Below are 18225 nucleotides of genomic sequence, written 5' to 3' on the forward strand. Positions count from 1 at the left end.
AGGTCATGAAGACCGCGACCCTGCTCGCCGAGCGCCTCCGATCGCACCGGCTCACGGCGCCGGCGCGCACCGTGACGGATGCCGCGCATCACATGCTCGCCGTGCAGAGTCAGGACTTCACGGCCGGACGATGGGCGCTCGCCGTCCGCACCGGGAACCCGGTGCGGCTGCGCGACGTCGACCGTGCCTTCGACCGCGGTGACATCGTGCGCGGCTGGACCATGCGCGGCACACTGCACACGGTTCCCGCGCGCGACCTCGGCTGGATGCTCCAGGTCACCGCTGGGCGCCAGCGTCAGCAGGCGGCCTCCCGACACCGCGACCTCGGCATCGACGACGACATGGTCGTCGCGGCCGTCAGGGCACTGACCCCGGCGCTGCGCGACGGCGGGTGCACCCGTGCCGAGGTGTTCGAGATCCTCGAGAGCATCGGCATCGATCCCGCGGGCCAGCGCGGCATCCATCTGCTGTTCACCCTCACGATCGACGGCCTGATCTGCCAGGGACCCGTCGTCCCGCGGGAAGGTGTCACCCGCGAGCAGCGCTTCGTGCTCGTGGAGGAACACATCCGCGAGCACGCCGTCCCCGACGATCCGCTCGCCGAGTTGTTCGTCCGCTACATCGACGGACACGGCCCCGCCGCGATCGCCGACTTCGCCTGGTGGTCGGGGCTCACCCTCGGCCAGGCGCGCGAGGCGGCCGCGCGGGCGGCCGAGAGGGTGGAGGACCTCGGCGACGGACTCTTCGCGCCCCGCCGGCGCCCTCGACGCACGACCGGGGCGCCGCCCGTCCACGCCCTCGGCGCGTTCGACGAGTACTACATCTCGTACGCCGACCGCACGACCGTCTGCGCGCAGGAGCATCTCGCAGCCGTCGGCCCCGGCAAGAACGGGATGGTGCGTCCGACCCTGGTCGAGCAGGGGCGCGTGATCGGCACCTGGTCGCACGCGGGCGCGACACGCGACGCTCCGCCCGCGCTGTTCGAGCGGCCGGAGGATCCCGCCGCTGTGGCCGCCGCCCTCGCCCGGTTCGCCGCGTTCGCCGACGACTGAGCCGGCGCGGCATCCTCGCGCCTCGGCGCCCGCTCCCGCCTCGGCGCCCGCTCCCGCCTCGACCGGCGCCGGCTCCTGCCTCGACCGGCCGCCGCGACTACTCGCTCGCGTGGCGTGCGAGGAAGTTGTAGACCTCGTTGTCGTCGACACCGGGGAACGCGCCGCGGGGGAGCGGGGAGAACATGTGGGTGTGCACGCGTGCGCTCGGCCAGGCCCTTCCGCTCCAACGGTCGCTCAGCTCGGCCGAGGGGCGTCGGCAGCACGACTCGTCGGGGCAGGTCGACACGGCCCTGTCGCCGGTCTCGCGTCCACGCCACCATCGTGCGTCGTCGAAGGGCACGCCGACGGTCACCGAGAATTCGCCGTCGCTCGACGAGCCGGTCTGGGTGGAGCACCAGAACGTGCCGGAGGGGGTGTCGGTGTACTGGTGGTGCTCGACCGTGCGGTTCTGCTGCGTGAACGCCGCGCGCGCCTGGAACTTCCGGCACACCCGCTGTCCCTCGACCGCGCCCGTCACATCCATCGGCAGCGGCAGGTCGTCGTTCTCGTACACGCGGGTGATGGCGCCGGTGGAGTCGACGCGCAGGAAATGCAGCGCCATGCCGAGGTGCTGCGTCAGCAGGTTGGTCATGCGCATGCCCGCCGCCTCGTGCGTCACGCCGAAGCCGTCTCGGAAGTCCTCGACCGCGAGGTTGCGATCCTTCTTCGCCTGCTGCAGGAACGCGACCGATGCGGTCTCCGGCATCAGGCAGCACGCGGCGAAGTAGTTGATCTCGAGGCGCTGCTGCAGGAAGTCGGCGTAGTCGGTGGGCGGGGCGTGCCCGAGCAGGCGGTGCGCCATGGCCTGCAGCGCCATCGACCGCAGACCGTGACCGCCGGGGATCGAGGCCGGCGGCAGGTAGATGCGTCCGTTCTCGAGGTCGGTGACCGATCGGGTCGAATGGGGGAGGTCGTTGACGTAGATCAGCTCGAATCCGAGCTTCTCGGCCATGATGCTCACGGTGCGGTGCGTGAGAGCGCCCTGCACGTGTCCCGCGGCCTTGAGGTGCTTCTCGGCGAGCTTCTCGATCTCGGGGAGGTAGTTGTTCTGCGCGCGCATCCGCAGCCGCAGCTCGGTGTTCGCGCGCCGCGCCTCCTCCGGTGTGGCGATGGCCTCGCGTTCGCGACGCTCCAGCTCCCGGTGCAGGCCGAGGACCGATTCGATGGTCTCGTCGCTCATGCCCTTGGTCACGCGCACGGGCGCGACGCCGAGCTGGCGGAAGACCGGGCTCTCCTGTGCGCGTTCGAGGGCGATCTCGAGAGCGGCACGGCGGTTCGGCGGCTCCCCGGAGATGAGATCGGTCACCTCCGTCTTGGTCGCCTGGGCGATCGCCTGCAGCAGCGAGAGCTTGGGCTCGCGCTTGCCGTTCTCGATCAGGCTCAGCTGCGAACCGGCGACGCCGACGAGAGCACCGAGCTCGTCGAGCGTGAACCCGTTCTCCAACCGGTGGTGACGGATGCGGTGGCCGAGAGTCGTGAGGTGGATGCCGGAGGACGCCATTCCTTGAGTCTAGCGAAAGAATTGAAGTTCTTATCGCTCGAAATGGCCGAAAGTCGCGCTCGAACCGGAAGAAGATAGGTGCAACGCCCCACACTTCAAAGGAGCACACGTCATGGCTATCGCCGAAGTCTTCACCCCCCGCACGTCTCCCGTCGCACAGACGCGTACGTTCGGCGCGGCTCCGACGTATGACACCCCCGCGATGGCCGAGCTGGCCGCCTGGGTCGAGGAGATCCGCGCACTCACCCAGCCCGACGCGGTGCACTGGGTCGACGGCTCGCCCGCCGAGAACGACTGGCTCCTGCGCGGACTCGTCGACGAGGGCAAGCTGATCAAGCTCAACCCCGAATGGCGCCCCGGTTCCTACCTCGCCCGTTCGCACCCCAGCGACGTCGCCCGCACCGAGGGACGCACCTTCATCTCCTCCGAGCGCGAAGAGGACGCGGGCCCCACGAACAACTGGGCGGCCCCCGCCGAGATGCACGCCAAGATGGACGAGATCTTCGAGGGATCGATGCGCGGCCGCACGATGTACGTCGTGCCGTTCTCGATGGGACGCGTCGGCGGTCCGCTCTCGCACATCGGCGTCCAGATCACCGACAGCGCCTACGCGGTCGCCTCGATCGGCATCATGACCCGCGTCGGCGATGCCGTCACTCGTCAGATCGCCGAGGGGGCGCCGTGGGTCAAGACCGTGCACTCGGTCGGTGCTCCGCTCGCACCGGGCGAGCAGGATGCCGAGTGGCCCTGCAACGATGACAAGTACATCGTGCACTTCCCCGAGACGCTCGAGGTCTACTCCTACGGCTCGGGCTACGGCGGCAACGCGATCCTGGCCAAGAAGTGCTTCGCGCTGCGCATCGCCTCGGTGATCGCACGCGACGAGGGCTGGCTCGCCGAGCACATGCTGCTCATCCGCGTGATCGACCCCCAGGGCAAGGCGTACCACGTGGCCGCGGCCTTCCCGTCGGCCTGCGGGAAGACGAACCTCGCGATGCTCCGCCCGACCATCCCCGGCTGGCGCGTCGAGACCCTCGGTGACGACATCGCCTGGATCCGTCCGGGCGAAGACGGCCGCATGTGGGCCATCAACCCCGAGGCCGGCTTCTTCGGCGTCGCACCCGGCACCGGCGAGTCGACCAACGTCACCGCGGTCGAGACGCTGTGGGGCAACACGATCTTCACCAACGTCGCGCTCCGCCCCGACGGCGACGTGTGGTGGGAGGGTCTGACCGACGAGGCGCCCGCGCACCTGATCGACTGGGAGGGCAACGACTGGACCCCCGAGTCCGGCCGACCGGCCGCGCACCCCAACTCCCGCTTCACGGTGTCGGCGGCGCAGTGCCCGCAGATCTCCGAGGACTGGGAAGAGGCCGTGCCGCTCGACGTCATCCTGTTCGGCGGACGCCGCGCCAGCAACGTCCCGCTCGTGGTCGAGGCCACCGACTGGACGCACGGCGTCTTCCTCGGCTCGAACATCTCGTCCGAGCGCACCGCTGCCGCTGAGGGAACCGTGGGGGAGCTGCGCCGCGACCCGTTCGCGATGCTGCCCTTCTGCGGCTACAACATGGCGGACTACTTCGGTCACTGGCTCAAGGTCGGTCGCGGTCTTCGCTTCGACCGGGCGCCGCGCATCTTCCAGGTGAACTGGTTCCGCCGCGGTGCCGACGGCCGGTTCCTGTGGCCGGGCTTCGGCGACAACTCGCGTGTCGTCGACTGGATCATCCGCCGCATCGCGGGCGATGTCTCCGCGGTCGACAGCCCGATCGGACGCCTGCCGCGCGTGGAGGACCTCAACCTCGACGGACTCGACATCCCCGCCGCCGACCTCGACGAGCTGTTCTCCGTCGATGCCGAGGCGTGGAAGACCGAGGCCGACCTGACCGAGGCGTTCTACGACACCTTCGGTGACAAGGTTCCCGCGGCCCTGCGTGCCGAGCTGGCCTCGCTGCGCTACCGCCTCGACAAGGCGTAACCCCAGACCGGTGCCGGTTCGGGGGAGCCGGCACCCTCAGGGCTCCGTGCCCTGCAGACCCGCGAAGGCGGGACATCAGAGACGAACCCATGGCTGAGTGGTCTCCGACGTCCCGCCTTCGTGTTGCCCGGGAACAGGTGGCGTCAGGCGAGCAGCTGGTGACGTGCGAGGTCCCGGTACAGCGGCGTCGATTCCACGAGCTCGGTGTGCGTACCCTGGCCGACCACGACGCCGTCCTGCAGCACCACGATCAGGTCGCTGTCGACGACGGTCGAGAGGCGGTGCGCGATCACGATGAGCGTGCGGTCGGTGGATACCGCGTCGATGGCCTCGCGCATGCGCTGCTCGTTCACACCGTCGAGCGATGACGTGGACTCGTCGAGCAGCAGGATCGGGGCGTCGGTGAGCAGGGCGCGGGCGATCGCGAGGCGCTGACGCTCACCACCGGAGAGCATCACGCCGTCCTCGCCCACCGGAGCCTCGATCCCGAGCGGGTTGCGCTCCAGCACGTCGCCCAGGTTCACGGCGCGCAGCACTCGTTCGCAGTCGGCGTCCGTCGCTTCGGGGGAGGCGAGCCGCAGGTTCTCGGCGAGTGTGCCGGCCAGCGTCGGCGCATCCTGTTCGACGTAGCCGAAGTGGGCGCGGAGCTCGTCGCGCGGGTAGGTGCGCGCATCGTGACCGTGCAGGCGGATCGATCCGCCCGTGGGGTCGTAGAAGCGCTCGATCAGCGACAGGATCGTACTCTTGCCCGCCCCGCTGGGGCCGACCAGGGCGACGCGGGAGCCGTGCGGCACGGCGAAGGAGACCCCGCGCAGCACTTCGTGGTCCTGGGCGGCCGGTGCGGCATCCTCTGCCGACTCCAGGTGCGCGTCGGCGAGCAGATTCCGTGCCTCCTTGGCGGCGGCCTGACGCGCGGCCACGACATTCGCCGGGTAGTGGAAGCGCACGTCGCGGAATTCGATCGCCGGCGCATCCGGTGCTGCCGTCTCATGGGGCAGCGACGCGGCGATCTTCTCATCGTCCTGCGACTCGGTGGGCAGGTCGAGCACCTCCTGGATGCGTCCGAGCGCCCCGAGGGCCTGGTTCACCGATGTGATCGCTCCGAACGTCGTGGCCAGCGGCATCACGAGCAGGAACAGGAACATGATGAACGAGATCAGCGAGGCGATCGTGATGGCTCCTGCGGCCACGCGGAATCCGCCCACGCCGAGGACGACGAGCAGCGACAGCTGCAGGGCGATGCCGGAGACGGGCACGACCATCGAGGAGATCTTGGCGATGCGCACGCCGATGCCGTAGGCGTCGGACGCGAGCTCGGACACCGCGGTGGTCTCGCGCTCGGTCGCACCAGACGCGCGGATGGTGCGGATCGAGCCCACGGCGCGTTCGACACCGGAGGCCAGCTCGCCCACCTTCTCCTGCTGCGCGGTCGACGCGGTGCGGATGCGCCCGCTGAGCAACACGACCACTGCGACCGAGATGCCGATCACCACGACGATGAGCAGCAGCAGGAGGGGATCGATCACGAGCATCGCGATGAGCGCGCCGAGGAAGAGCACGGCGCTGCCGACCGCGTCTGCGAGGCCCTGGGTGAGCACGGCGTAGAGCAGGGTCGTGTCGGTGCCCACGCGCGAGACGAGGTCGCCGGTGCGGCGGGCGTCGAACTCCGACGTGGGCAGATGCAGGATGCGGGCGATCAGCTTGCGGCGGCTCGAGTACACGACCGCGGTGCCCGTGCGCTGGAGGAGGTAGTGCTGGAAGCCGGAGATGACAGACGACACGACCACGAAGCCCACGAGCAGCCACACGAGGATCCCGATGCCGGTGTCGGACTGCACCGCCTCGATGACCTGACCGACGAGCAACGGCTGCACGAGCGACGTCGCCGCGCCGATGACGCTGAGCACCGCGACCACGATGAGGGTGCGCTTGTGCTCGAAGAGGAAGGGGAGGAGCTGGCGGAAGGTGGCGCGGGGGCCTTCGGGCTGCGCGCCACGTCCGCGGCGGCGTGCTGTCGCCGAACCGGACATGCGGGACCTCTATCTGGAGATGGTACTTCGACCGTACTTCGTTCGCGGTCGAATCCTATGGAGGGGCTGAACGCGGCTCGGTGGCGGCAGAATCGTCGATGCATCTGGGGCGCCTGCTGCGGCACCGGCACCCACGAACTGATCGAGTGCGTGGCATCCGCACCGTGCGGCATCTCGAAAACACGACCACGATCGCCGCGATCGAGGAGTTCCTGCGGCCGTGACGTGAGTCGTCACGGCCGCAGCATCACAGCTCGACGGCCGCCGCGACGCCGAGGTCGTCGTCGTAGTCGTGGTCCTTGGTCTCCGGGCTGAGGAGGAGCGCGATGAAGGTCAGCACACCCATCGCCGACAGGTACAGGCCCACCAGCCACGGAGCGCCGTCACCGAGCGACCACAGCCAGAGCGCGATCAGCGGCGCCACGGCCGCGCCCAGGATCGACGACACGTTGTACGCGATCGCCGAGCCGGTGTACCTGACGTTGGTCGGGAACAGCTCGGGCAGCAGAGCGCCCATCGGGCCGAACGTTGCTCCCATCAGCATGAAGCCGAACACCAGGAAGGCCTGTGCGAGCGCACCGGTGAACTTCGGGTCGGCGGCAGGGAGCAGGAACGTGTTGAACGTGAAGCCGAACACGATGATCACACCTGTGACCCACAGCAGGAGCTTGCGTCGTCCGATCGCGTCGGCGATGGGACCGGAGAGCAGCGTGAAGATGCCGAAGAACACGACGCCGATGATCTGCATCAGCACGAAGTCGGTGTAGCCGAAGCCGAGGCCGGGATAGAACTGGGCCGCGAACTTGGTCGGGTCGAACGGGGCGCCCGTCGCCTCTGCCGCGGCCTTCGCTGCGGCCGATGCCGTCTCCAGCGAGGCAGGCTTGGTGCCGTAGGCGAGGGTGAAGTTCGTCATCAGATAGAACAGCACGTAGGTCGCCAGCATGATGAACGTGCCGAGGATGAGCTGCTTCCAGTGGTGACGGAAGACGGTCGCGAGCGGAAGCTTGCGGATCACGCCCTTCGTCTCGGCCTTCTTGAAGGTGTCGGACTCGACGAGCTTCAGTCGCACCCACAGCCCGATGATGACCATCACGGCCGAGAACAGGAACGGGATGCGCCAGCCCCAGGAGAGGAACGCCTCGGACTTCAGCACCGGGTTCTCGGCATGCGGCAGCAGCCAGTTGATGGCGAGGAAGAGGAAGTTCGCGATGATGAAGCCCAGCGGTGCACCCAGCTGCGGGAAGGTGCCGTACCAGGCGCGCTTGCCCTTCGGGGCGTTCTCGGTGGCGACCAGCGCCGCCCCCGACCATTCGCCGCCGAGCGCGAAGCCCTGCGCGAGCCGGAGGATCAGCAGCAGGAGTGCCGCCCACCATCCGATGTCCTGGTACGTCGGCAGCAGGCCGATGACGAAGGTCGCGATGCCCATCGTCAGCAGCGAGGCCACCAGCGTGGCTTTGCGCCCGAACTTGTCGCCGAAGTGGCCGAACACCACGGCGCCGATCGGGCGGGCGACCATCGCGGCGCCGAACACCGCGAACGACGACAGGAGCGAGGTGGTGTCGTTCCCGGTGGGGAAGAACAGCACCGGGAACACGAGTACGGCAGCCGTGGCATACGCGTAGAAGCCGTAGAACTCGATCGTGGTGCCGACCAGGCTCGCGGTGATGACGCGCGAGCGAGGATTCGCGGGCGCAGTGGCAGTACTCATGGAACTCCTCCGATCGAGTCCCCGGTATACCAAGGGACTCGGGCGAGTTTACGCCTTCCTGAGTGTTTGCTGTGCGCGCTTTTCGCGTGTCATCCGGGCGGGCGCCTCAGCGGTGCTATTCCTCCGTGTCGCCGAGCGAGGGGGCACCGACGAAGACGGCGCGCGGCTCCACGACGTTCTCGAGTTCCAGCACGACCAGACGGTTCGCACCCTCTCTCGTGGCAGGTGCGGGCACGGAGAGCGTGCGCTGCGGACCGTTGCGCCAATAGCGGCCGAGGAAGAAACCGTTCACGAACGCGTAGCCCTTGCTCCAGGCCATGGTGTCCAGGAAGAGGTCCGTCGGTGCATCCAGGGTGAACGAGCTGGTCCACGCAGCCGGGCCCGTCTTCAGGACATCGGCGGCGTCGGTGCCGGTAGTGGCGTCGAGCTCGGTATCGATCTCGGCGTCGACCTCCGCGGCGATCGCTGCGACATCCAATGGCGTCGAGCGCCAGCCCGTCACCGGCGCGCCGTCGAGGGTGATCTCGCCGATCAGACCCTTCTCCTCGCCGAGGCGGTGGTCGTAGTTCACCCGACCCTGATCCTCGACCAGGATGCTGAGGGTCCGGCCGTCCGGGATCCGGATCGCCCGGTCGTGCCGGGTGCGCGAGAGCGTGCCGACCACGCGGTCGTCGACGCTCACCCACGCCAGATCGCGCACCTCGTCGACGACGAGCAATCCGCCGCGTGCATCCCGAAGCTCGGTGTCGTAGCGCACGAGGGCGCTGAGGTGGCCGAGTGCGTCGAAGGTCTCGGGCTGCGCGGTCGTCGACGCAGGACCCGCGAGGTCCGTCCAGGCGCCCGCGGGCGTGAGCGGAACTTCGAACGCGGGCGCTGCCTCGGCCGCAGCCGGAAGCTCATCCGGCACCGGCGCATACCGGGCGATGACCTCGCGGAAGGCGAAGAACTTCTCCGTGGGGTTGCCGGCCTCGTCGAGCGGGGCGTCGTAGTCGTAGGAGGTCACCAGCGGCAGATAGCGACCCTTGTGGTTCGCGCCGTTGGTCAGCGCGAAGTTGGTGCCGCCGTGGAACATGTAGATGTTGACCGAAGCACCGGCCGCCAGCAGCTCGTCGAGGTCGGCGGCGGCCGTGGCGACATCGGTGGTGTGATGCACGCCGCCCCACCAGTCGAACCAGCCGTCCCAGAACTCCGAGCACATCAGCGGACCGGTGCTCTGGTGCCGGCGCAGGGTCGCCAGCCGTTCCGCGCTGCGGGAGCCGAATGACCCGGTCTTGTGCAGCTCGGGGAGGCTGCCGTCGCTCAGCATCTGATCGACGGGCTGATCGACGGTCGTCAGCGGAACGGTGATCCCGGCATCGCGGGTGACAGCGACCAGAGCCTCGAGATAGGCCCGGTCGGATCCGTAGGCGCCGTACTCGTTCTCGATCTGCACCAGCACGACGGGGCCGCCCCGATCGATCTGCCGCGGAGCGACGATGTCGTACACGCGGCGCAGGTAGGCGCTCACCTCGACGAGGAAGTCGGCAGCGGAGGAGCGCAGCCCCTCGACGCTCCCCGTCAGCCACACCGGAAGGCCCCCGTTGTGCCACTCGGCACAGATGTAGGGGCCGGGTCGCACGATCGCGTCGAGACCCTCGGCGTGGATCAGGTCGAGGAAGCGTCCGAGGTCGTTCCATCCGCTCGCGTCCCACTCACCGCGTCGCGGTTCGTGCGCGTTCCAGGCGACGTAGGTCTCGATCGTGTTCAGCCCCATCAACCGGGCCTTGCGGATGCGGTCCTGCCACTGGTCGGGGTGCACGCGGAAGTAGTGGATGGCGCCGGAGATCACCTGATGCGGCTGTCCGTCGCGGAGGAAGTCGGTGTCGCCGAGGGAGAAGGATGTCACGTGTCGTGGTGCTTTCGATGAGGCGGGCTGAACCGGTCCCGTGGGGTGGGGGATGGGGGGCCGGAACCGGTTCAGCCCGCGGGTATCACTTGTTGACGCTGAAGCCCTGCGCGTTGCCGTACTCGACCAGCGCGTCCTGCCAGGCGGTGAGGCCCTTGTTCAGGTCGGTGCCGTCCTGGTACGACTGGCCGACGGTGTCACCGAAGATGCTGTTCGCGTAGACCTGGTAGGGCAGGTAGCTCCAGCCCTCGACCACGTCATCGGCCGCAGCGGCGAGGACCTCGTTGATCTTCTGACCGCCGAAGTACTCCGGGGCCTCGGCGAGGAACTCCTTGCTCGACAGCTCAGCGGTGGTCGAGGGGAAGCCACCGGTCTCGAGGAAGATCGAGATGCTCTCCTCCGAGTTGTTCAGCCACCACAGGAATCCGGCAGCCAGCTCCGGGTTCTTGCTCTGCTTCGTGACGGCCTGGCCGCCACCGCCGTTCTCCGCGCTCGCGGGGGCGCCGTCGTACGTCGGCATCGGCGCGACGCGCCAGTCTCCGGCACCGTCGGGGGCACCAGAGATGAGGTTCGCGGGCATCCATGCGCCGATCACGAGGCTGGCGAGGCTGCCGTCGCCCAGGGCGCGGAACCACTCGTCGCTCCAGCTGCCGTACGGTGCGAGCAGGTCCTCCTCGACGAGGCGGTTCCAGTTCTCGGTCCACTTCACGGACCCGGCGTCCTGCAGGTCGATCGTGACGTCGGTACCCGAGGTCTCGAACGGCTTTCCGCCGGCCTGCCAGATCATCGAGGTCGCGAAGCCTGCATCTCCCGTGTCGTTGGTGATGTACGCGTCGGGGTTCGCCGCGTGGATCGCCTTGGCGGCCTCGTAGTACTCGTCCCAGGTGGTGGGCACGGCGACGCCGGCGGCGTCGAACACCGTCTTGTTGTAGAACAGCGCCATGGGGCCGGAGTCCTGCGGCAGGCCGTAGATCGCGTCGCCGTCGGTCACCGAGTTCCAGGTCGAGGCGGTGTAGTCGTCCTCGAAGTCTGCGAAGCCGTACTGGGACAGGTCGGTGAAGGCGTCGGTCAGGGCGAACTGCGGGAAGGCGTAGTACTCGATCTGCACGACATCCGGGGCGCCGGAGCCCGCCTTGATCGCGTTCTGCAGCTTGGTGTACTCCTCGTTGTTGGTCCCGGCGTTCACCAGCTTGACCTTGACGTTGGGGTATTCCTTCTGGAAAGCCTCGACCTGCGCCTCGGCAGACGGCGTCCACGACCAGTACGTGATCTCGCCGCCCTTCTCGAGTGCGGCCTCGATGGAGTCGAAGGAGCCGGAGCCCGCGTTGCCGCCTGCACCGGTGTCGCCGCCGGTGCTGCAACCGGCCAGCGCCAGCGCTGCCACGGTTCCCGCGGCCAGCACCGCGAGGGTGCGCCGCGTCGGGGAGGGAAGGTGCTTCATTGCTGTGTCCTTTCGGGAGGGGCGATCCAGCGTCGGATCGCTGAGGTGATGCAGGGGAGGTGCGGGCAGCTACTGCTTGACGCTTCCCGCGGTGAGACCTGACTGCCAGAAACGCTGCAGCAGCAGGAAGGCGATGACGATCGGGATGATCGTGAGCAGCGAGCCCATGATCACGAGGTTGTAGATGGGCTGGGATCCGGCCCCGATGGCCTGGGCGCTCCACTGGTTCAACCCGACGGTGAGCGGATACCACGCGGGGTCGGACAGCATGATCAGGGGCAGGAAGTAGTTGTTCCAGGTGGCCACCACCGTGAACAGCGCGACCGTCACGATGCCAGGTGCGAGTAGTCGCATCGAGATCGTGAAGAACGTGCGGAACTCGCCGGCGCCGTCGATACGGGCGGCTTCGAGCAGCTCGGTGGGCACCGACTCGGACGCGAACACCCAGATCAGGTACAGACCGAACGGGCTGATCAGCGACGGGATGATCACCGCCCACGGGGTGTTGGTCAGTCCGAGCTCGCTGAAGAGCAGGAAGGTCGGGACCGCGAGGGCGGTGCCGGGCACGGCCACGGCGCCCAGGACCACGGCGAACACCGCACGGCGCCCGGGGAAGCGGAACTTCGCGAGTCCGTAACCCGCCATGGTGGCCAGCAGCGTCGCTCCTCCCGCACCCACCACCACGTACAGCAGGGTGTTGCCCAACCAGCGCAGGAAGATGCCGTCGCGGTAGGAGAACGTGGCGACGAGGTTGTCGATGAAGGCGAAGTCGTCGGCGAACCACAGTCCGAACGAGCTGAAGAGTCCGGCCTGCGTCTTGGTCGAGCTGAACAGCAGCCAGACCAGCGGGACGAGGGTGTACAGCGCGTACAGGATCATGACGATGAGCAGCGTGTTGGACTTACGCGGATTCATCGGGTCATGGCGTCTGCGAGAGGGACGGGCGAGGGGGAGTGCCATGTCAGCGCACCTCCGACTTCGAGCCGCGCAGCTGCACGACGTAGGCGATGACCGCGGTGATGACGCCCATGATGATGGCGATCGTCGCGGCGTAGTTGAACTGCTGCCCGGCGAACGACAGGTTGTACGCGTACATGTTCGGGGTGAAGAACGTGGTGATCACGTTCGGCGCCAGCGGACGCAGGATGTTGGGCTCGTTGAAGAGCTGGAAGCTCCCGATGATCGAGAAGATCGTCGCGATCACGAGCGCCCCGCGCACGGAGGGGATCTTGATCGAGAAGATCGTGCGCCAGGCCCCGGCGCCGTCGAGGGAAGCGGCCTCGTACATGTCGGTCGGGATGGTCTTGAGCGAGGAGTAGAAGATCAGCATGTTGTAGCCGACGAACTCCCACGTGACGATGTTGCCGATCGAGAGCAGCATCCATTCCTTCGCGAACGGGGTGATCGCGTCGACCCCGAGGAAGTCGTTGATGTTGCTCGTGAGACCGAACTGGTCTCCGTAGATGTAGCCCCACATCAGCACCGCCACCACCGCGGGGACCGCGTAGGGCAGGAAGATCAGGATGCGGAAGAAGGATGCTCCGCGCAGGCGGGCGCTGTCGAGGGCGAGAGCGGCTCCGAGCGCGAGGATCAGCATGATCGGCACCTGCACGACGAGGAAGACCAGCACGCGGCCGAACGCCTCCCAGAACTGCGGATCGGAGAGTGCGCGTGCGTAGTTGTCCAGCCCGACGAAGGCGGTGCCGCCGATGAGCTTCTCCTGGAAGAAGCTCAGATAGAGCGCATAGGCGAGGGGTGTCAGGAACACCAGGGCGAACACGACCATGAACGGGCCGACGAAGGCCCATCCCTTCCAGTCGCGCTTGTCGCGGCGCCGGATGCCGGGGGCACCCAGGGCTGCGGGGATTTCAGTCGTCATCGACGAGTCCTTCTTACGTTTCGGGCGCACCGTGCGCCGTGTGTCAACGTCAACATATTGGATGGACTGGTAGTGTGTCAACGTCAACATATGAGGGGATGGGTGATCGTGACCCCAGAGCATCCGACAGAGACGTCGACGCGCAGACGCGAGCCCTCGATGGAAGACGTCGCCAGGGAGGCCGGTGTCTCCGGTCAGACGGTGTCCCGCGTCGTGAATGCCAGGGGATACGTCGGCGCCGCCACGCGCGAGCGCGTCGAAGCGGCCATGAACAGCCTCGGCTATCGACCCAACAGTGCCGCTCGAGCGCTGCGATCAGGGCGATTCCGCACCATCGGTGTCGTGATGTTCTCGTTCAGCTCGTACGGCAACCAGTGCACGCTCGATGCGATCGCCGTACGCGCCGCCCAGCTCGGCTACGCCCTCACTCTCATCCCCGTCGAATCCAGTGCCGGTGAGACTGTGGCCGGAGCATTCCGACGGCTGGAGGAACACGCGGTCGACGGCATCATCATCGTGATCGAGGCTCATCAGCTCGACGAGGCCGACATCGAGATCCCCGACGCGCTTCCGGTCGTGTTCGTCGACTCGAACCGCGGCGACACCCACCCGTTCGTGGACACCGACCAGGCGCAGGGTGCGCGTCTGGCGACCGAGCACCTGCTCGGGCTCGGGCACGAGACGGTGTGGCATGTCACCGGCCCTGCGCGCTCGTACTCGGCGGAGCGTCGGCGTGAAGCATGGCAGCAGACCCTCGAAGGGCACGGACGTGATGTCCCGGCTCCTCTGTCGGGCGATTGGACCGCTGCATCCGGCTACGCGGCCGGTGTGGAACTGCGCGAGATCGACGGGGTCACCGCCGTGTTCGCGGCGAACGACCAGATGGCGATCGGAGTGCTGCGCGCCTTCCGCGAGGTCGGGCGCGACGTTCCGGAAGACGTCAGCATCGTCGGGTTCGACGGCCTGCCCGATGCCGCGCAGCTGTGGCCGCCGCTGACGACGGTGCAGCAGCACCCGGAGCGTGTGGGAGCGCTCGCGGTGGACGCGCTGCTCGCGGAACTCGACGGCGTCGAACGGCAGCAGACCCCGCTGGTGGCCACCGAGCTCATCGTGCGCGAGAGCACGGCGGCACCGCGGAAGCGCTGAGTCGACTCACTCCGCGCGCTGTCGCGGAGAAGATCCTGCATGGGAAGGGGAGTGAGAACGGAATCCTCCTGAGGCGCGAGGCTCCGCCCGGGTTAGACTCCGCTCGCTCCCAGCCGCGACGAGAGCTCCCGTGCGGCGCGTGAGACGAAGACGCCCAGGGCGTCGAGGCGCTGTCCGATGCGCGCCTTGGGAGCGCTGACGTTCACCGCGGCGACGATGCGCCCCGTGAAGTCAGTGATCGGTGCGGACGCGGCGACGACGCCGAACTCGAGCTCCTCGTCGGAGAGTGCGTAACCCTGCTCGCGGATGCGGTCGAGCTCGGTCAGGAGGCTGGCGAGATCGGTCACGGGGGCGTTGCCGGGGGGCGGGGCATCGAGCACGGGGAACACCGAGGGGTCCGACTGGTCGAATCGGCCGACCAGCGGCCGGTCCTGACCGTGATCTTCGTACCATCGCGCGAGGGACTCCTCATCCCAGTCGCTCAGCAGTGCCCGCCCCGAGGGGGTGCGCCAAGCGGCCGTGGTCGTACCCGCCCAGCCTGTGGTCCGCACATCGTGCGGGCTGAGTTCGCTCAACAGGGTGAGGACGTTGCCTCCGCGAAGCACGCAGAGGTGGCTGGTCTCCCTCGTCGACTGGACCAGCCGGCGCAGGATGCTGCGCGAGGCGTGCACGAGGGTCGTGCTGGCGGTGTGGGCGGCGAGTGCGTACAGCCGCGGTCCCAGCAGGTAGCGCAGCGTGTCGTCGTCCCGTTCGACCAGGCCGCTCTCGGCCAGCGTCGCCAGGGTGCGTGACACCACCGCCTTGTCCCGTCCGGTCGACTGTGCGACCTGGGAGACGCCGAGCCCCCCGGATCTCAGCGCATCGTCGGTGCCGAGCAGTTCGAGGATCTCGATATCACGCCCCAGACCCGAGGAGTTCCGTCGGGGCGTGGGGGGAGTCGTCGAGGTGTTCACAGCGTGAGTCTATCTCGCCCAGTTGCCATAGTCACAACACCCTTTGACGAAATGGTTACAGCGGCTACGGTGAGTGACATCCCGGTACCGGCCTCAACGACGAGACAGGAGCCCTCTTGACCGGATTCAACTGGGAAGACCTCGTGGTCTTCCTCACACGTCGCGCAGACGACATCCTCGAGCTGACCCGCGATCACCTCGTCGTCGTGCTCATCTCCGTCGCGCTGGCCTCGGCCATCGGGATCGGGCTGGGGATCCTCGTCCGCAATCGACGCATCGCCCGGACGACGGTGCTGACCGCCGCCGCTGTCGCGATCACGATCCCCTCGCTCGCGCTGCTCGCCCTGCTCAGCCCGATCCTCGGCCTCGGCTGGCTGCCGACCGTGGTCGCGCTGGTCTTCTACTCCCTGCTCCCTGTCGTGCGCAACACCGTCGTCGGACTCCGTGAGGTGCCGATCTCGGTGCTGGAATCTGCACGGGGGATGGGCCTCAGCCCCACCCGGGTGCTCTTCACCGTGCAGCTGCCGATCGCCTGGCCGGTGATCATGACCGGCATCCGCGTCGCCGCGCAGCTCACGGTCGGCATCGCAGCGATCGCCGCCTATGTCGCCGGCCCAGGACTCGGCGAGTACATCTTCAAGGGGCTGTCCTCCCTGGGATCCAAGAACGCCCTCAACTACGCGCTCACCGGCACCGTCGCCGTGATCCTCCTCGCGCTCGTCCTCGACGGCATCCTCGTGCTCATCGCCCGTCTCACCACCTCAAGGGGCCTCCGTGTCTGACATCACCACGAACACCGGCGTACTCACCTCTCTCGCCTCGCAGCAGGGCGGCGTCGACATCGTCCTCGACCACATCACCAAGCAGTACCCGGGGCAGTCGACTCCCGCCGTCGAGGACTTCTCGATGCGCATCGAGCCCGGCGAGCTGGTCATGTTCGTCGGCCCCAGCGGCTGCGGCAAGACCACCACGATGAAGATGATCAACCGCATCATCGAGCCGTCATCCGGATCCATCCGCATCAACGGCGACGACGTCCTTTCCCTCGACGGCAACGAGCTGCGCCGCCACATCGGGTACGTGATCCAGCAGATCGGGCTGTTCCCGCACTTCACGATCGCGGAGAACATCGCCGTCGTGCCGAAGCTGCTCGGCTGGTCGAAGGCGCGCACCGCGGCACGTGTCGAGGAGCTCCTCGACACGGTGCAGCTCGACCCTGGTACCTTCGCGGATCGTTACCCGCGCCAGCTCTCCGGCGGGCAGCAGCAGCGGGTCGGAGTCGCTCGAGCCCTCGCCGCCGACCCTCCGGTGATGCTCATGGACGAGCCGTTCGGCGCGACCGATCCGATCACGCGCGAGAAGCTGCAGGCGGAGTTCCTCCGGCTGCAGGCCGACATCGGCAAGACGATCATCTTCGTCACGCACGACTTCGAAGAGGCCATCCGAATGGGTGATCGCATCGCGGTGCTGAGCGAGCGCAGCCGGATCGAGCAGTTCGACACCCCGGCGCGCATCCTCGCGAACCCGGCCAACGAGTACGTGCGCTCGTTCATCGGCGAAGGGGCGGCGCTGAAGCGGCTCGCGCTCATCCCCGTGAACGGCGCGCACGTGGGCGCACCGGACTCCCACGCTCCCGTGGCGACGATCGACGAGCAGACCTCGCTGCGCGAGGCGCTCGACCTCTTGGTCCTGACCGGCGCCCCGCGCGTCAACGTGACGCGTGGGGGGAGCATCGTCGGCTCCATCGATCAGGCGGCGATCTCCGCCGCGCTCGGAGCCATCGCACCCGCACGCCGCACGGAGGGCGAGTGACCATGCAGGCGCCCGATATCGTGCCCTCCGCGACGACGGTCCTGCAGACGCAGTCCGTCGAGCGGCGCGGTATGCCCGTGTTGCTGCGGAGGATGATGCCGCTCATCGTCGTCGCGGCCGTGCTGCTGGTCACGTTCCTCTGGATCTCGACGCTCGAGCTCGACTCGATCGAACAGCGCACGCTCAACGCCGACTACATCACGGCGCGCATCGGCGAGCATCTGATCCTGTCGATCACGGCATCGATCCTGGTGGCCGTGCTGGCGATCCCCGCCGGCATCGCGGTCAGCCGCTCGTCATCACGTGTCTTCCGTGGTGTCGTGATCGGCATCGCGAACATCGGACAGGCGACGCCGGCCATCGGCGTCGTGATCCTCCTCGCCATCGTGTGGCAGACAGGTTTCACGACGGCGCTCGTGGCGCTCGTCATCTACTCCTTCCTCCCCGTGCTCCAGAACACGATCGCTGGCCTCGCGCAGGTCGACCCGAACATCAAGGAATCGGCGCGGGGCATGGGGATGACCTCCGGCCAGGTGCTACGTCGGGTCGAGTTGCCGCTCGCCTCCCCCGTGATCCTCGCCGGGCTCCGCACCGCACTGGTGTTTGCGGTCGGAGTGGCGACCGTCGCGACCTTCATCAACGCTGGTGGCCTCGGCGACATGATCATCAACGGTCTGAAGCTGCAGCGCTACCCCGTGCTCATCGTCGGGGCGATCCTCGTCGCCGCGATAGCCGTGCTCATCGACTGGGCAGCCAGCGTCGTGGAAGACATCGTCCGCCCCAAAGGCCTCTGAATCATCGACT

The 18225-nt window shown here is 68.0% G+C and carries 14 protein-coding genes; 6 read left to right on the forward strand and 8 right to left on the reverse strand.

Annotated elements, in window-relative coordinates; all coding sequences use genetic code 11:
* The first annotated feature begins 5 nt into the window (after window positions 1–5).
* Window positions 6–1052 carry a winged helix DNA-binding domain-containing protein gene (locus F6W70_RS04830; RefSeq protein ID WP_151486047.1) on the forward strand — a complete coding sequence of 349 codons (1047 nt, stop codon included), beginning with the start codon at window positions 6–8 and terminating at the stop codon, window positions 1050–1052.
* 97 nt (window positions 1053–1149) lie between these two features.
* Here F6W70_RS04830 and F6W70_RS04835 read toward each other — a convergent pair whose 3' ends face one another.
* On the reverse strand, window positions 1150–2592 hold the full coding sequence (locus F6W70_RS04835; RefSeq protein ID WP_017828778.1) for a helix-turn-helix transcriptional regulator: 1443 nt from the start codon (window positions 2590–2592) through the stop codon (window positions 1150–1152).
* Between the two features lie 112 nt (window positions 2593–2704).
* Between F6W70_RS04835 and F6W70_RS04840 the strand changes: the two genes are divergently transcribed.
* Window positions 2705–4567, forward strand: a complete 1863-nt coding sequence (locus tag F6W70_RS04840) for a phosphoenolpyruvate carboxykinase (GTP) (RefSeq protein ID WP_055864739.1) — start codon at window positions 2705–2707, stop codon at window positions 4565–4567.
* Window positions 4568–4710: 143 nt separating this feature from the next.
* Here the strand turns inward: F6W70_RS04840 and F6W70_RS04845 are convergent, their stop codons facing one another.
* The 6 genes from F6W70_RS04845 to F6W70_RS04870 all read right to left on the reverse strand — a co-directional run bounded on the left by F6W70_RS04845 (window position 4711) and on the right by F6W70_RS04870 (window position 13510).
* Complete coding sequence (locus F6W70_RS04845) at window positions 4711–6597, reverse strand: ABC transporter ATP-binding protein (protein ID WP_151486048.1); 1887 nt, start codon at window positions 6595–6597, stop codon at window positions 4711–4713.
* 247 nt (window positions 6598–6844) lie between these two features.
* Complete coding sequence (locus tag F6W70_RS04850) at window positions 6845–8305, reverse strand: MFS transporter (RefSeq protein ID WP_151486049.1); 1461 nt, start codon at window positions 8303–8305, stop codon at window positions 6845–6847.
* A gap of 115 nt (window positions 8306–8420) precedes the next feature.
* Entirely contained in the window at window positions 8421–10190 is a 1770-nt protein-coding gene (locus tag F6W70_RS04855) for a glycoside hydrolase family 35 protein (RefSeq protein ID WP_151486050.1), read from the reverse strand.
* An 85-nt stretch (window positions 10191–10275) separates the two neighbouring features.
* Window positions 10276–11631, reverse strand: coding sequence for an ABC transporter substrate-binding protein (locus F6W70_RS04860; protein WP_055873532.1), 1356 nt, complete (start codon window positions 11629–11631; stop codon window positions 10276–10278).
* 69 nt (window positions 11632–11700) lie between these two features.
* Window positions 11701–12546, reverse strand: a complete 846-nt coding sequence (locus tag F6W70_RS04865; RefSeq protein WP_017828771.1) for a carbohydrate ABC transporter permease — start codon at window positions 12544–12546, stop codon at window positions 11701–11703.
* Window positions 12547–12592: 46 nt separating this feature from the next.
* Window positions 12593–13510 carry a carbohydrate ABC transporter permease gene (locus tag F6W70_RS04870; protein ID WP_017828770.1) on the reverse strand — a complete coding sequence of 306 codons (918 nt, stop codon included), beginning with the start codon at window positions 13508–13510 and terminating at the stop codon, window positions 12593–12595.
* Between the two features lie 159 nt (window positions 13511–13669).
* Between F6W70_RS04870 and F6W70_RS04875 the strand changes: the two genes are divergently transcribed.
* Window positions 13670–14656: a LacI family DNA-binding transcriptional regulator gene (locus F6W70_RS04875; protein ID WP_151486637.1), complete on the forward strand. Its 987-nt coding sequence runs from the start codon at window positions 13670–13672 to the stop codon at window positions 14654–14656.
* A gap of 92 nt (window positions 14657–14748) precedes the next feature.
* On the opposite strand, the gene F6W70_RS04880 is transcribed toward F6W70_RS04875, so the two are convergent.
* Window positions 14749–15609, reverse strand: coding sequence for an IclR family transcriptional regulator (locus F6W70_RS04880; protein WP_151486051.1), 861 nt, complete (start codon window positions 15607–15609; stop codon window positions 14749–14751).
* 116 nt (window positions 15610–15725) lie between these two features.
* Here F6W70_RS04880 and F6W70_RS04885 point away from each other — a divergent pair, with 116 nt between their 5' ends.
* Genes F6W70_RS04885 through F6W70_RS04895 form a run of 3 tightly spaced genes read left to right on the forward strand, consistent with a single transcriptional unit; the run spans window position 15726 to window position 18215 of the window.
* Complete coding sequence (locus F6W70_RS04885; protein ID WP_055873523.1) at window positions 15726–16391, forward strand: ABC transporter permease; 666 nt, start codon at window positions 15726–15728, stop codon at window positions 16389–16391.
* A complete protein-coding gene (locus tag F6W70_RS04890) occupies window positions 16384–17421 on the forward strand; it encodes an ABC transporter ATP-binding protein (RefSeq protein WP_288967751.1) in 1038 nt (345 codons plus the stop codon). The genes F6W70_RS04885 and F6W70_RS04890 overlap by 8 nt, the downstream gene beginning before the upstream one ends.
* A 2-nt stretch (window positions 17422–17423) precedes the next feature.
* Entirely contained in the window at window positions 17424–18215 is a 792-nt protein-coding gene (locus F6W70_RS04895; RefSeq protein ID WP_055873520.1) for an ABC transporter permease, read from the forward strand.
* The last annotated feature ends 10 nt before the right edge of the window (window positions 18216–18225 follow it).

Source organism: Microbacterium maritypicum, from assembly GCF_008868125.1.
Classification (GTDB): Bacteria; Actinomycetota; Actinomycetes; order Actinomycetales; family Microbacteriaceae; genus Microbacterium; species Microbacterium maritypicum.

Bases quoted from the DNA above. Each gene is read 5' to 3' on its own strand.
- F6W70_RS04870 (WP_017828770.1), bottom strand. From the start codon at position 13,510: ATGACGACTGAAATCCCCGCAGCCCTGGGTGCCCCCGGCATCCGGCGC.
- F6W70_RS04835 (WP_017828778.1), bottom strand. From the start codon at position 2,592: ATGGCGTCCTCCGGCATCCACCTCACGACTCTCGGCCACCGCATCCGT.
- F6W70_RS04850 (WP_151486049.1), bottom strand. From the start codon at position 8,305: ATGAGTACTGCCACTGCGCCCGCGAATCCTCGCTCGCGCGTCATCACC.
- F6W70_RS04830 (WP_151486047.1), top strand. From the start codon at position 6: ATGAAGACCGCGACCCTGCTCGCCGAGCGCCTCCGATCGCACCGGCTC.
- F6W70_RS04875 (WP_151486637.1), top strand. From the start codon at position 13,670: ATGGAAGACGTCGCCAGGGAGGCCGGTGTCTCCGGTCAGACGGTGTCC.
- F6W70_RS04895 (WP_055873520.1), top strand. From the start codon at position 17,424: ATGCAGGCGCCCGATATCGTGCCCTCCGCGACGACGGTCCTGCAGACG.
- F6W70_RS04860 (WP_055873532.1), bottom strand. From the start codon at position 11,631: ATGAAGCACCTTCCCTCCCCGACGCGGCGCACCCTCGCGGTGCTGGCC.
- F6W70_RS04845 (WP_151486048.1), bottom strand. From the start codon at position 6,597: ATGTCCGGTTCGGCGACAGCACGCCGCCGCGGACGTGGCGCGCAGCCC.
- F6W70_RS04865 (WP_017828771.1), bottom strand. From the start codon at position 12,546: ATGAATCCGCGTAAGTCCAACACGCTGCTCATCGTCATGATCCTGTAC.
- F6W70_RS04840 (WP_055864739.1), top strand. From the start codon at position 2,705: ATGGCTATCGCCGAAGTCTTCACCCCCCGCACGTCTCCCGTCGCACAG.